The 13,052-nt window shown below is 63.7% G+C and carries 12 protein-coding genes and 1 pseudogene; 7 read left to right on the top strand and 6 right to left on the bottom strand.

Going from position 1 to position 13,052, the window contains the following annotated elements:
• Positions 1–34 precede the first annotated feature (34 nt).
• The 3 genes from AC0L3U_RS20930 to AC0L3U_RS20920 are packed head-to-tail and all read right to left on the bottom strand — an operon-like array spanning position 35 to position 2,116.
• Entirely contained in the window at positions 35–640 is a 606-nt protein-coding gene (locus AC0L3U_RS20930; RefSeq protein ID WP_027567695.1) for a hypothetical protein, read from the bottom strand.
• The gene (locus tag AC0L3U_RS20925; protein WP_027567694.1) at positions 633–1,319 is read right to left on the bottom strand and encodes a hypothetical protein; all 687 of its coding nucleotides are present in this window, start codon (positions 1,317–1,319) and stop codon (positions 633–635) included. The genes AC0L3U_RS20930 and AC0L3U_RS20925 overlap by 8 nt, the downstream gene beginning before the upstream one ends.
• Positions 1,316–2,116, bottom strand: a complete 801-nt coding sequence (locus AC0L3U_RS20920; RefSeq protein WP_473363020.1) for a MotA/TolQ/ExbB proton channel family protein — start codon at positions 2,114–2,116, stop codon at positions 1,316–1,318. The genes AC0L3U_RS20925 and AC0L3U_RS20920 overlap by 4 nt, the downstream gene beginning before the upstream one ends.
• Before the next feature lie 179 nt (positions 2,117–2,295).
• On the opposite strand from AC0L3U_RS20920, the gene AC0L3U_RS20915 reads away from it, so the two are divergent.
• From AC0L3U_RS20915 to AC0L3U_RS20900, 4 genes are all read left to right on the top strand, one after another.
• Positions 2,296–3,666 (top strand): sensor histidine kinase, encoded by a 1,371-nt coding sequence (locus AC0L3U_RS20915; protein ID WP_473363019.1) that lies wholly within the window; start codon positions 2,296–2,298, stop codon positions 3,664–3,666.
• Positions 3,667–3,673: 7 nt separating this feature from the next.
• Positions 3,674–4,324, top strand: coding sequence for a response regulator (locus tag AC0L3U_RS20910; RefSeq protein WP_473363018.1), 651 nt, complete (start codon positions 3,674–3,676; stop codon positions 4,322–4,324).
• Between the two features lie 376 nt (positions 4,325–4,700).
• Complete coding sequence (locus tag AC0L3U_RS20905) at positions 4,701–5,603, top strand: MBL fold metallo-hydrolase (RefSeq protein ID WP_473363017.1); 903 nt, start codon at positions 4,701–4,703, stop codon at positions 5,601–5,603.
• Positions 5,604–5,692: 89 nt separating this feature from the next.
• Positions 5,693–5,992: a hypothetical protein gene (locus tag AC0L3U_RS20900; protein ID WP_473363016.1), complete on the top strand. Its 300-nt coding sequence runs from the start codon at positions 5,693–5,695 to the stop codon at positions 5,990–5,992.
• Between the two features lie 61 nt (positions 5,993–6,053).
• Here AC0L3U_RS20900 and AC0L3U_RS20895 read toward each other — a convergent pair.
• A pseudogene (locus AC0L3U_RS20895) lies at positions 6,054–6,189 on the bottom strand (TetR/AcrR family transcriptional regulator); the annotation flags it as partial.
• A gap of 174 nt (positions 6,190–6,363) precedes the next feature.
• Between AC0L3U_RS20895 and AC0L3U_RS20890 the strand changes: the two are divergent.
• Positions 6,364–7,560 carry a calcium-binding protein gene (locus tag AC0L3U_RS20890; protein ID WP_473363015.1) on the top strand — a complete coding sequence of 399 codons (1,197 nt, stop codon included), beginning with the start codon at positions 6,364–6,366 and terminating at the stop codon, positions 7,558–7,560.
• A gap of 140 nt (positions 7,561–7,700) precedes the next feature.
• Here the strand turns inward: AC0L3U_RS20890 and AC0L3U_RS20885 are convergent, their stop codons facing one another.
• On the bottom strand, positions 7,701–8,288 hold the full coding sequence (locus tag AC0L3U_RS20885) for a TetR/AcrR family transcriptional regulator (RefSeq protein ID WP_473287762.1): 588 nt from the start codon (positions 8,286–8,288) through the stop codon (positions 7,701–7,703).
• A gap of 576 nt (positions 8,289–8,864) precedes the next feature.
• Here AC0L3U_RS20885 and purB point away from each other — a divergent pair.
• Positions 8,865–10,172, top strand: a complete 1,308-nt coding sequence (gene purB, locus AC0L3U_RS20880) for an adenylosuccinate lyase (protein WP_473363014.1) — start codon at positions 8,865–8,867, stop codon at positions 10,170–10,172.
• Positions 10,173–10,278: 106 nt separating this feature from the next.
• Positions 10,279–11,451 (top strand): M20 aminoacylase family protein, encoded by a 1,173-nt coding sequence (locus AC0L3U_RS20875; RefSeq protein ID WP_473363013.1) that lies wholly within the window; start codon positions 10,279–10,281, stop codon positions 11,449–11,451.
• 150 nt (positions 11,452–11,601) lie between these two features.
• On the opposite strand, the gene AC0L3U_RS20870 is transcribed toward AC0L3U_RS20875, so the two are convergent.
• Positions 11,602–12,927, bottom strand: coding sequence for an LVIVD repeat-containing protein (locus AC0L3U_RS20870; RefSeq protein WP_473363012.1), 1,326 nt, complete (start codon positions 12,925–12,927; stop codon positions 11,602–11,604).
• Between the last annotated feature and the right edge of the window lie 125 nt (positions 12,928–13,052).

Genomic DNA, 13,052 nt, shown 5'->3' with positions numbered 1-13,052 from the left:
TTGCCAGCGCTGCCCTGTCGCGATGGTGAAGAGCCTATTGCTCGTCCTTCGGCGGCATCCGGGGCGGCGGAATCGGAGTGAACACGGCGCCCTGCGCGCCGGCCGGTGGCGCCAGGAATTCGCCGGTCGAGGAATCGCCTCCGCTCGTCTCCAGGATGGTCTTGGGCGTCACATATTCCCTGACCATGTCGATGAGGCTGCCATCGCCGCCGCCGAAATCGGCAGCCCGGCCGCCTTGCGGATGTCCCAGCGCGATTTCGTTCTCCGCCGCATGGGTCTTGTCGGCCAGCCTGTCATTGTAGGGCACACGAAAGGCGCGCGGTATGCCGCTCGGGCGATTGTCCTCGTCGAGCTGCTCGACCCAGAGATAGATCGAGCCGGGATCGCCTTCCAGCGAATGCGGCTCGACGATGCGGGCCTTCAGCAGCTTGAAGGAGGCCGGCAGCCGGTCGGCGCTGGCCCAGCCGAGCAGCCCGCGCATTTCCGTGAAGCTGACGACATAGAAGGCGCTGGTCACGACCACCGCAACGGCCTTGATCGACCAGTGCAGCCGCGCATAGACCAACACGACCAGCAGCAGCGCGCCGATGACGGCGTAAGCTATCGATAGCGTGAGGATGACCGTCTGCAGGCTAGTCACGGCGCACCCTCACAGCGTTCTTGCTCACGCCAGTGCTCGGGTCGAGATCGGCGCCGTTGCGCCAGCCGCTGCGAAACGTCTCCAGCAGCGATTTCGGCCGCTGATCCACATTGACGACCTTGCCCTCGGCATCGAGCCGGAACCGCACCGCGGTCTTCTCGTCGCCGGTGTGATCGACCGTGAACTTGTTGTCGAAGACCACTTGCGCCGTGGGATTGAGCTTCTGCACCTTCACATTCGCTGTGACGGGTTCGCCGGTCGTGGCCACGAAATGTGAGACATTGACGGTGTATTCGCCGGGAACGATGCCCCGCACCGTGACGATCTCCTCGCGGATCGGCGAAGCAATCTTCTTGCCGTTGACCACGATGAAGTCGTTGGCTCCGCCGCGGTCGTCGCGGTCGAGCGTGAGGAATCCGGCCTCGCGGTGACGATACCAGGCGATGTTGCCCACGGGATCCTGCACGAACAGGTCGAGATCGTCGGGATGGCTGTCGGGCCAGTCCAGCGTGATCATGAACTCGGCCTTGGAATCGATCTTGCCGTCCTTGGCGTCCGGTGAGACCGCGAGCAGCGCGAGGAAGAACAGGAAAGCGATCACCTGGAGCGCCTTGAACAGCATCACGCCCAAGGGATCGAACGGCTCCTCGCGCGGATAGAGACCGAAATCATCCATCATGTCGCGATTCCAGCGCCCTTGATTCCAGAACTCTTGATTCCGAAACCCTTGCGCTCCAGCACCGGCGTCACATAAGTCTCGGTCAGCACCACCGAATCCGAGAACACCCGCTGGGTCGCGGCATCCAGCATGTAGTACTGGATGCGGACCAGGATCGAGCCGACCAGGCCCGCCAGCGTCGTGTACATCGCAACCGCCATGCCGTCGCTCATCAGTCCCATCGAGGATCGCATCGCGACCTTGTCGGCGGCATCCAGCCCCGCGATTGGCGCCAGCATGATGATGAAACCGACGATGGTGCCGAGCAGGCCGAGCTTCATCAGCGTATCCGAGACGAAGGCCCCGAAGCCGTTGGAGCCGCGCAAGCGGTCGGCGAGCGTGCGCAGCAATAGCGTCTGGTCGACCGGGCGATAGTCCTGCGCGGCGGCCTTTGTCACGAGGCTCTCGATATGGTCGCGGACCAGGCCGCGCGGCAATGCGGTCGCGCTCGCATCGAGCACTTTGCTGCCGTCGGGTGCTGCGAGCGCCGCCCGGCAGCGCCGGGCCGCCGCGCCCTCACGGGCAATGGCCCGCGTGCGCAGGAAGCAGTGACCGCAGGTGAGGACATAGAGCAGTGCGATCACGCTGGAAATGTAGGTCCGATCCGAGGTCAACATGAGACGGATCAGTCCGAACCGCCACAGCAGCACCACGGCGAAGATCGAAAGTCCGGTGAAGATCATCCAGAACAGGAGCGCGCTACGCTCGGATGGGTCGGCAGCAGACCCCGCGATCGGCCCAATTGTCATCGAACTCATGCTGCACCGCTCCTGGCCGTGAATTCCGCCCATTAGATCAAAGCCGCCGCGCCCGGTCCAAAGAGCCATGCCCAATCCGGCTTGGGAAATTTGCCCGAGCTGCCATCCTGCCGTGCCTCGCAATTGGCAAGGCGCGGCGGCGTTGTTAGGCTGACCTTAGCAAACTTTGGGGTGATCGCATGCGCCTTGTGCTTCAGCTTGTCGCCCGTCTGTTTCTCATCGTCGTGCTCTGCCTTGGCGCGGCGACCATCTGGGCCACGTTCGACGCCTATCGCAGCGTCGACCGGGCAACTGCGGCGTCGGCGCAGCGGGTCGCCCAGGCGCTTCAGGCCCTGTACTGGCACGAATTCTTGTTGCGTAGCAGCAGAACACGCGAGCAGCTTCTGCCGGTTCCGGAGTGGCGCACGCTGGAGACGATGAAGCTGATCTCACCCGGCGTCTGCGTCGAATTCCAACCGGCCATTGCATTCGAAAAGCCGCTCTGCGGCCAGAGCGAGGGGCTCGGCAAGACGCCGCCGCGCTGGTTCGCGTCAATTGTGCCGACCTTCCTCGGCAGCCATGCCGAAGTGATCCGGCCGGTCAGTCCCCGCGCGGCGACCGCCGGAACGGTGGTCGCGACACCGGATGAAACGGCCGCCATCTCGCTCGCCTGGGAATACATCCTCAACGTGATCGACGTTGCGCTTTTGATGGCGGCGGCGATCGCGCTGCTGGCCTCGCTCGCGATCGCGCATGCGCTGGCGCCGGCGCGCACGATCGTGATCGCCTTGCAGCGCATGGCCCGCGGTCAGTATCGCACGAAACTGCCGCGCTTCCGCTCGATGGAGCTGGCGATGATCGGCAGCGCCGTCGGCGAGCTCGGCGGCCGGCTGGAGGAAGCGACCGAGCAACGCGCGGCGCTGACGCGGCGCCTGATCGAGATCCGCGACGACGAACGCCGCGCGCTCGCCCGCGAGCTGCACGACGAGTTCGGACAAAATCTCTCGGCCATCCTCGCCTTCGCCAACACCATCGAGACGGCGAGCACGAAGGCAGACAAGCACAACGATATCGTGCAGGACGCGCGGATGATCTCGCAGGCCACGCATCATCTGATGGCCTCGCTGCGCGACGCGCTGAAGCGCCTGCGCAATCCCCTGCCCGCCGAGCTTGGACTGGAGGCGAGCCTCGTGAATTTGGTGGATAGCTGGCGCTCGCAGAGCGCGGCGCGGCCCACGATCCAGCTCGATCTCAAGGGCGATTTCACCGACATCAGCGGCCCGGCCGCCACCACCGCCTATCGCGTCGCGCAGGAATGCCTGACCAACGCGCTGCGCCACGGCACGGCACGCGAGATTTCTCTGCACGTCGAGCGGCGCACGGGCGACGACGATGCATTGCTGATCCGTGTCGACGACGATGGCGGCGGCGACGCGGCACGCGTTGCGCAGTCGGCGGGCTTCGGCCTCACCGGCATCCGCGAGCGCGTCGCAGGGGCCGGCGGCTCATTCTCGATCCTGCCCGCCCGAGGCGGACTCAGCGTCGCCGCCACCATCCCGCTCGCCGCGTGAGGCCGGCATGAACGAGATTACGACAACGGGCATCTCCGTGCTGCTGGTCGACGACCATCCGATCGTGCGGCAAGGCTACCGGCGCGTGCTGGAAAGCCAGGGCGATCTGCATGTCGTGGCGGAAGCCGACAACGCCGCGGATGCCTACAGCGCCTTCAAGGCGCGCGATCCCGACGTGGTCTTGCTGGATATCTCGATGCCCGGCGCGAGCGGGCTGGAAGCCATCCGCAACATCCGCGCGCGCAGCCCGCGGGCGCGAATCCTCGTTTTCACCATGCACAACGAAGCCGTGCTGGTGAAGGCAGCCTTCAGTGCCGGCGCCAGCGGCTTCGTCACCAAGAGCAGCGAGCCGTCCGCGGTCGTGTCCGCGATCCGCAGCGTCGCACGCGGCGAACGCGCCATGAGCGACGACATCGCGCACATCCTGGCCGAGGACAGCCTGTCGGCGGGCTCTGCGCTGGATCAACTGGGCGAACGCGAGATCGAGATCCTGCGCCAGTTCGCCGGCGGCGCCACGACCGAACAGATCGCGGCGCATCTCAATCTCAGCGTGAAGACGGTGCAGAACTATCACTATCTGATCAAGACCAAGACCGGCGCGCGCACGGATGCGCAGCTGGTGCGATTGGCGGCGAATTGCGGACTGACGAAAATCTAGAGGGTGACGGCGTGCCGTTTGCTGCGACCAGAATATCTGGTTCCCGACTGGCCACCCCCAACGAAGGTCTCCAAGTCTCTCTCAGATTGTGCTAGGCTCCACCACAGGCACGGCATCCAGCATCAAGCGGCCAGTGGATGCGTGTCCGGCTCCGATCTTTCGACGAGAGCCAATTTGGACGGCTCTCGAGAGCCGCCCTCGTTCCCGTTGTATGTCTTGCACGACAACAGGAGACGCTTTCATGAACATCAGGGACAGTCTTCTTGCAGCACTGATCGCCTTCAGCGCTTTCGCGGCCGGGCTCACCGAAAGCGCGGCAGCTGACGCGAAAAACCAGATCACGATTCTCTATGACGCCTTCGGCACAGATGAGGCGATGACGAAGGACTGGGGTTTCGCCGCCCTGGTCGAAATCGCGGGAAAACGCATCCTGTTCGATACGGGTAACGATCCCGAAATCTTCGCGGCGAACGTGAAGGCCAAGGGAGTTGATCTCTCGGACCTCGACTTTGTCGTTCTGTCGCACCGCCACTCCGATCACATGGCGGGCTTGTCCTACCTCCTGAGCATCAATCCAACCGTCAAGATCTACGCGCCGAAGGAAGGATTTGGCATCTACGGCTCGTCTCTGCCTTCCTCCTTCTACCGGAAAGACGAGGCCTTGCCGCCGGAGATGCGGTACTATGCTGGCAAGCCGCCCGCGACGATGAAGTTCGGCACCGCGTGGGCCCACGCGAACTTCGAACTGATCGATCAGACCACCGAGATTGCTCCCGGTATCACACTTATCTCGCTGATTTCCGACGCACCGGGCACGAGAGAACTCAAGGAGCTGTCCTTGGCCGTCAACACGGCCGACGGCATGGTCCTTCTGGTCGGTTGCTCGCACCCCGGGATCGAGCGCATCGTCGAAGCGGCGACGGCAATCAATCCCAGGATTCATCTCATCGCGGGAGGATTTCATCTGGTCGTCGCACCTGACGAAGCTATCGCGAAAGTCGTTACCGCCCTGAAGGACAGGTTCAAAGTCGACAGCGTAGCCCCGGGACATTGCACCGGTGAGCCGACTTTTACCGCGCTCAAGAAGGCTTTCGGCGACAATTATCTCTACGCAGGCCTCGGCACGTCGATTCCGGTTGCAACGGTTGCGGGCGCGAATGTCAGACGCGGGGAAGGTCCGACACTTGACGACCTTGCGACCTATCGCAAACTCGCGGGGCGCAAAGACCCGTTCGGCATATTGCGGTTGCGCAGCTCGCATTTGGCGCCCGCGCTCTAGGGCGCCGGCGTGGCTCGCACCTTTAGACCGGTAGGATTGGAACTGACGCCGTCGCGCGGTGGTTAGTAGCGGAGTGAGGGAGTTGCGCCATGAGTAAGGCTGTCCGCGAAGCCATCCATCATCCCCCGATCATCACTGTCGGCGAGCTCATCGATGAACTCTGCCGTCTGCCGGACACAGCGACGATCCAATTCCACTGCCCCATTCTCGAACAGGAACTCGCGTTCTACCGCCTTCGAAAGCGGTCAAAGGACGTGGTCGAAATCGAAGTCAATACCTATCCGGAAAGCCCGTCGGTCGTGCCATCGGCCAACGCCGCCTTGCGTGCGCGAAAAAAGACCCATCATCCGCGCTCGCTCGGCAATGGCAGCGTTGCTCATAAGGTCTGAGATAGAACCGGGACAGGTCACGTCAGGTGTGACGGCTTCGGAACGCGTGAAGGAAGTTGGCCTACGCCTTCAGCCCGCGTAGCGCGGGCGTCGCATCGACACGCGCGGAGAGATCGGCGTCCTTCTCGTCGGCGTGGGGCCGGATGGTGGAAGCGAACAGTCGCATCGAAGATGGCGCGCGCGGTAGACTTGACGTCGGTCGAGTTCCGCCACGCTGCGCCGAAGTTCCTTCGGTCGCAATGAAATCCAACCCAAAGCAAATCTCCGCCATCAACTCCGAGCAGATTCAACGTCAAGCGCGGCCACAGCGCGTCTCGCAAAGACCTCCGCTGCTTTCAGGCCCCGCGACTGAAATGAAATCGGAGTGAAGCATGCACCAACTGCCAAACGACACTATCGCAGTCACCCTGCCGGACTTCGGTCAATCCATGACCGTGCTCGGAGATCCGGGGTTGGCAACCGACGACTGGGGCGGCAACGATGCGCTGACGGCAGCCATATCGAGTCTCAACTCGAACGTGACGCTCGTTGGGGAAGACCTGGTGGCCATGCATGGCAATTCTCACGGAGGAAACGACAGTCTCGTGGTGAGCGTGGATGGCGGCTGGGATAGTGCCGTCGCCGTTGGTGATGCCCAATCCATGGCGGACAACACCCAGGGCGGTAACGACACCCTCAATGTCGATGCCCACAACTCGCTCTACACCAATGTTTATCTCTATGGCGACGTCCAAGGCGACATGTCGGGCAACGCGGGAGGCGGAAATGACACACTGACGGCGTCGACCGGATGGAGATCGTTCGGGTCGCTCAGCGGGGACGCCGGTGGCGCCATGGGCGGCAATGCGCACGGCGGGAATGATACGCTGAGCGCGACGGACTATGGGATAAATGGCGGCGGCGACGCACTCAGCGGCGATGCCACTGGCGCCATGACCGACAATGCGGTCGGCGGAAACGACATCCTGACCTTTGCGGCGAGCAGCGACGCCCAGCTCGGAGGAGGAAGCCTGTCGGGCGATTCCGGAACGTCCATGTCCGACAATACCCAGGGCGGGAACGATATCCTCACTGCCGTCGTCGATGGCGAGCGAGCTGCTTTCAGCACAACGTTGTACGGCGACGCTCCCACGATGTCGGGCAATGCTCACGGCGGGAACGACATTCTCACCGGCGGATCGAGCCCCGATCGCCTGGCGGGCGATGCCATGAGCTACGCGCCTTCCTCACCCGGCTCGATCACCGGAGGCACGGATTCCCTCAACGGTGGCAGCGGCAATGATCTCCTGTGGGGCGGCCCGAACAACGACACGTTCGTGTTCAACACGGGCTCCGGCCAGGACATCATCAACGACTTCAATCAAGGCAACCAGGCTGTCGGCAGCACCACCAGCGAGCATGACCTGATCAACCTGCATGACTACGGCTTCGCGGACTGGGCAGCCGTCTCCAGCCTCATCGGCGACAATAGCGCTGGCGATGCCGTGATCCACCTCACCGCCAGCGATACGATCACGTTGGACGGCGTGCACACGGCGGCCCTGCATCCAACGGACTTCGTCATCTGACGGCTCAAACCCTCGCAGGATGATGGGATGGTGGTCACGACAGAATCGTCGAGGCCAGGCCCGTCATCCTGCCGATCGCCAAAGTCATGAGCAGGAGCGGATCAAGCCCCAAGCTGCGATGCCGCGCAGGCTCCGCAACCTCACGCCGCCTTCAGCCCGCGCAATACCAGCGCCAGCGTCGCATCGACGCGCGCCGCGAGATCGGCGTCCTTCCATTCGTCGGCATGAGCCGGATGGTGGAAGCGGACGGTCGCGTCGAAGATGGCGCGTGCGGTGGCCTTGACGTCGTCCACGGCGAACACGCCCTGCGTCACGCCATCGGACAGGATCGCCGCGATCTGGTCGATCATGGTATCCTTGTGACATTTGACGGCTGCACAGGCCTCGCGCGCCAGGGTCAGATAGGTGTCGAACATCTCGGGGTCGTCGAGCACGCGCGAACGCTTGGCGGCGAACAGCGTGCGCAGCCAGCGGTCGAGCCGCGCCGGCGCCGGACCCTGCTCTTCGGCGAGCTGGCGTAAGGGGGCGTCGATGCGGTCAAGCCAGCGTTTGGCGACGGCCTCGCGCAGCGAGGCCTTGCTCGGGAAATGGCGGTAGACGCTGCCGTGGCTCACATCGAGCGCACGGGCGACGTCGACCACGGTGGCCTTGGCGAGTCCGTAACGCCGCAGCACGTCCTCGGTGACTTCGAGGATCCGCTCCGGCGTCAAGATAACGGCTTCGTTCATGCCAGCACCATGTTCCCGTTGAGGGCTCAGTTACCCGGCGACGGAGCTGCTTCCGAAGCGCCCGTGCCGGTCGTTTCGGAAAGCTCTCGCCTTAATGAGGCAGTTTTGCAGCCTGCGCCGCGATCTGGCGCGCCACCAGTAAATTGAGCCAGTGCCCAATCGTCCCGGTCAAATTGATGATTTCGGTCGTCATTGTCGTAAGTCTCCAATCAATTGGCGGTCCCGATTGTTCAATTGCGACCCTCAATCCCCCACTTGTTTGGGACGTCGGGCTCCCGGGATGCCGCCAGACGCCCAATTGGAGCGTCCGAGAACAGATATACACGTCTCGCTGACAGATTTCAATATCTGTCAGTCAATGATCCGTGATTGACAGTTAATATCTGCAGCTCCGGGGCGCCGGGCTGGCCCGTCGCCCGCCACGGCCGGGGGATGACCCCGCCCAGCCCAATCATCCCCCACTACCTCGCCTCCGCCGTTTGTTTCGCCCTCCCCGCTCTGCTAAATCACGGCGTAAAAAACATTCTGGCCGGTGTCGCCCTTTGGGTCGCCCGCCCACCTTCCTGGAGCAGTCCAATGATCCCCCGCTATACCCGCCCGGAAATGGCCTCGATCTGGGAGCCGCAGACCCGGTTCAAGATCTGGTTCGAGATCGAGGCGCATGCGGCGGACGCCCTTGCCGAGCTCGGCACGATTCCCAAGGAGGCCGCCAAAACGGTCTGGGCCAAGGCCAAGGACGCCACTTTCGACGTCGCCCGCATCGACGAGATCGAACGCGAGACCAAGCACGACCTCATCGCCTTCCTCACCCACCTCGCCGAGATCGTCGGCCCCGAGGCGCGCTTCGTGCATCAGGGCATGACCTCCTCCGACGTGCTCGACACCTGTCTCAACGTCCAACTCACCCGCGCCGCCGACCTGCTGCTCGCCGACCTCGACAAGGTGCTGGCGGCGCTGAAGAAGCGCGCCCTCGAGCACAAGATGACGCCGACCATCGGCCGCAGCCACGGCATCCACGCCGAACCCGTGACCTTCGGCCTCAAGCTCGCCTATGCCTATGCGGAATTCTCGCGCGCCAAGGAGCGCCTGATCGCGGCGCGCAAGGAAGTCGCGACCTGCGCCATCTCCGGTGCGGTCGGCACTTTTGCCCAGATCGATCCGCGGGTCGAACAGCATGTTGCCAAGGCCATGGGTCTCGTCCCCGAGCCGATCTCGACGCAGGTCATCCCCCGCGACCGCCACGCGATGTATTTCTCGACGCTCGGCGTGATCGCTTCCTCGGTCGAGCGTTTCGCGGTGGAGATCCGCCACATGCAGCGCACCGAAGTGCTGGAAGCCGAGGAGTTCTTTTCCGAAGGGCAGAAGGGTTCGTCGGCGATGCCGCACAAGCGCAACCCGGTGCTGTCGGAAAACCTCACCGGCCTGTCGCGCATGGTGCGCGCCTATGTGACGCCGGCGCTGGAGAACGTCGTGCTCTGGCACGAGCGCGACATCTCGCACTCTTCCGCCGAGCGCATGATGGGTCCCGACGCGACCGTGACGCTCGACTTCGCGCTGGTCCGCCTCGCCGGTCTGATCGACAAGCTCCTGGTGTACCCCGCCAACATGCAGAAGAACCTCGACCGCCTCGGCGGCCTCGTGCATTCGCAGCGCGTGCTGCTGGCGCTGACCCAGAAGGGCGCGAGCCGCGAGGACGCCTACAAGCTCGTGCAGCGCAACGCCATGCCGGTCTGGCGCGGCGAAGGCGACTTCCTCCAGCTCCTGAAGAACGACGCTGACGTGAAGAAGTATCTCACCGACGCCGAGATCGAGGAGCAGTTCGACCTCGGCTATCACTTCAAGCACGTCGACACGATCTTCAAGCGCGTGTTCGGCGAAAGCTGAACGTCATTCGTAGCCCGGGTGAGCGCAGCGATACCCGGGACTTCCCTCACAAAGATCCCGGATGTCGCTTCGCTCATCCGGGCTACAAATCAAGGCGGACCCTCCCATGCCCATCGTCAACCGCGTTGCCGCCCTCTCCGACGAAATGGCCGCCTGGCGCCATGACTTCCACGAGAACCCGGAGCTGCAATACGACGTCCACCGCACCGCCGGCATCGTCGCCGACCGCTTGCGCGAGTTCGGCTGCGACGAGGTGGTGACGGGCATCGGCCGCACCGGTGTCGTCGGTGTGATCCGCGGCCGCAAGTCGGCCTCGGGCAAGACCATTGGCCTGCGCGCCGACATGGACGCGCTGCCGATCATGGAGACGTCGGGCGTCGCCTACGCCTCCAAGGTCCCCGGCAAGATGCACGCCTGCGGCCATGACGGCCACACCGCCATGCTGCTCGGCGCCGCCAAATATCTCGCCGAGACCCGCAACTTCGATGGCACCGCGGTCGTGATCTTCCAGCCCGCGGAAGAAGGCGGCGGCGGCGGCAAGGCGATGGTCGAGGACGGGCTGATGACGCGCTGGAACATCCAGGAGGTCTATGGCATGCACAACATGCCGGGCCTGCCCGAAGGACATTTCGCGACCACGCCCGGCGCGATGCTCGCCTCCTCCGACAACATCCAGATCACGGTCCACGGCAAGGGCGGCCATGCCGGCGCGGGTCCGCACAAATTCGTCGACAGTGTGCTGATCGGAGCCCAGATCGTCAACGCGCTGCAATCGATCGTCGCGCGCAACGTCGATCCGCTGAAGTCCGCCGTCATATCGATCACGCAATTCCACTCCGGTACGGCCTTCAACATCATCCCGGAGATCGCCGAGCTCGGCGGCACCGTGCGCACGCTCGACCCTGAAGTGCGCGATCTCGTCGAGCGCCGCATCGGCGAGGTCGCCGACAGCGTCGCGCGCGCCTATGGCGGTTCGGCGGAAACCAAATACACGCGCATGTATCCGGTGACGATGAACCATGCGCGCGAGGCCGGCCTTGCCGCCGACGTCGCCCGCGACATCGTCGGCGCCGAGCGCGTCAACGACAAGTTCATTCCCATGATGGGCGCCGAAGACTTTTCCTTCATGCTGGAAGCGCGCCCCGGCGCGATGATCCTGGTCGGCATGGGCGACGGCAACGAGTGCCACCACCCGGCCTACGTCTTCAACGACAACATCCTCGGCCACGGCGCGTCGTATTGGGCGCGCCTGGTGGAGACGCGGATGCCGGCAGAGTGAAGCTGCAATCGCCGCACTCGTAGCCCGGGTGAGCGAAGCGACACCCGGGACAGCTCTCACCAGATTTGCAGCAAGGTCCCGGATATCGCTGCGCTCATCGGGGCTACGATTCCCCGTCTCATAGGGTGAACAGAGTCTCCTGCCCACCGCTCATCCCTGATATTGCAGCACGTGCATGCCGGCGTTCCAGTCGGAGACGAACATCAGCCCGTCCGGCCGGACATAGGCGTCGCAGGTCTTGGCCGCGAGCGCGACGTTCGGGCGCGGATCGATGAGCTTTTTCGGTGTCGGCGGCACCCAATACGCGATCTCCTTCGGTGCGAAGGCGTCCCTGACGTCGAACACCCTGACCCCGGCATTGTTGTAGGTCGCGAAGATCGTCTCCTCGCTCTGGAACGAGCCCGGGCGGTTCTCGTGCAGATTATGCGGCCCGAAGGTGCCGTTCGTGCAGAAGTCGCGGTCGCGCGGGGTCGGCAGGGTTGCGATCGGCACCGGGTTTCCAGGCGCGCGCACGTCGAGGACGAATGTATGGAACAGGCCTTTGGCGCACTGATCCGCATTGGCTTCGTCCGCGACGATTGCGAGCTGTCGCTTGGGCAGCGGCAGCGGCGTATGCGTGCCGCCGGCGAAGGGCGGCGACCAATTGATGTGGGACAGCAGCTTTGGATTCACGGGATCGCTGATGTCATGAATGGTGAAGCCGCCATCGCGCCAGGCAGCATAGCCGCGATCACCCGCCGTGATCATGTGATGCAGCGCAAAGCGCTTGCCCTTCGGCGTCGCCGGCTCGCCGGCCGCGCGGTTCATGCCCGGCAGCCACCATTTCGCGACGATCTCCGGCTTGGTGATGGTCTTGAGATCGACCACGCAAAGAATGTGGTCCGTGAAGCCGTCGAGATGCGCCGACACATAGGCATAGCGGCCGCCTGGCCACCACAGCCGATTAATGCCGAAGCCGGGCATTTCGAGGAACGCGATCTCGCGCATCTCGTTCGGCTTGGATATGTCGTGGATCGAGAGGCCGCAGCGGAATTTCTTGGCCTTGGTGATGCTGTCGACCAGCGTGTTCTCGAAATAGCCGCGCATGTTGTCATAAGACTGCATCGCGACGATATTGGCGCCGTTCGCAAGCAGCAGCAAATCTTCCGCCACCTGTAAATGGTGGGTGCGAGTGTATTGTCCTGCGGTGAAGAAATTGACCGGCTTCAGCGAACGCGGATCGGATGCGTCCAGGATCGTCACGCCGTCACTGAACATGTGTCCGACATAGACGTGCTGCCGGTTGAACATCACCTGCACGCTGTCGGGTCGTCCGCCGATGTCGCTATAGGAAATGTGCTTGATGCCCTTGGCAATGCCCTCGGGCGGGATGTCCGCATCCGCGGCCGATGCCGGCCTCGACCAACCGGACAGCGCGGCGGATCCGAGCACGGCCGACAGTTGCTGAAGGTGACTGCGGCGAGAGAGTTGTGGCATCGGTTTCCCCCATTTTTTTAAGATGATGCTCACTTGTGGCGAGGCATGCAAGTCTGGTGTCATCTGCCCTCACCTGCAGCGCACCATCTCATGCAGCATCACGAATGGATACCGGCGGCGTAGGA

The sequence above is a fragment of the Bradyrhizobium sp. Kon69 genome, assembly GCF_055807515.1.
Note: the sequence above shows the minus strand (reverse complement) of the source record. Positions and strands in the feature narration are given on the sequence as shown.

Bases quoted from the DNA above. Each gene is read 5' to 3' on its own strand.
- AC0L3U_RS20910 (WP_473363018.1), top strand. From the start codon at position 3,674: ATGAACGAGATTACGACAACGGGCATCTCCGTGCTGCTGGTCGACGAC.
- AC0L3U_RS20920 (WP_473363020.1), bottom strand. From the start codon at position 2,116: ATGAGTTCGATGACAATTGGGCCGATCGCGGGGTCTGCTGCCGACCCA.
- AC0L3U_RS20915 (WP_473363019.1), top strand. From the start codon at position 2,296: ATGCGCCTTGTGCTTCAGCTTGTCGCCCGTCTGTTTCTCATCGTCGTG.
- AC0L3U_RS20870 (WP_473363012.1), bottom strand. From the start codon at position 12,927: ATGCCACAACTCTCTCGCCGCAGTCACCTTCAGCAACTGTCGGCCGTG.
- AC0L3U_RS20885 (WP_473287762.1), bottom strand. From the start codon at position 8,288: ATGAACGAAGCCGTTATCTTGACGCCGGAGCGGATCCTCGAAGTCACC.
- AC0L3U_RS20925 (WP_027567694.1), bottom strand. From the start codon at position 1,319: ATGATGGATGATTTCGGTCTCTATCCGCGCGAGGAGCCGTTCGATCCC.
- AC0L3U_RS20905 (WP_473363017.1), top strand. From the start codon at position 4,701: ATGACGAAGGACTGGGGTTTCGCCGCCCTGGTCGAAATCGCGGGAAAA.
- AC0L3U_RS20875 (WP_473363013.1), top strand. From the start codon at position 10,279: ATGCCCATCGTCAACCGCGTTGCCGCCCTCTCCGACGAAATGGCCGCC.
- AC0L3U_RS20890 (WP_473363015.1), top strand. From the start codon at position 6,364: ATGCACCAACTGCCAAACGACACTATCGCAGTCACCCTGCCGGACTTC.
- AC0L3U_RS20900 (WP_473363016.1), top strand. From the start codon at position 5,693: ATGAGTAAGGCTGTCCGCGAAGCCATCCATCATCCCCCGATCATCACT.
- purB (WP_473363014.1), top strand. From the start codon at position 8,865: ATGATCCCCCGCTATACCCGCCCGGAAATGGCCTCGATCTGGGAGCCG.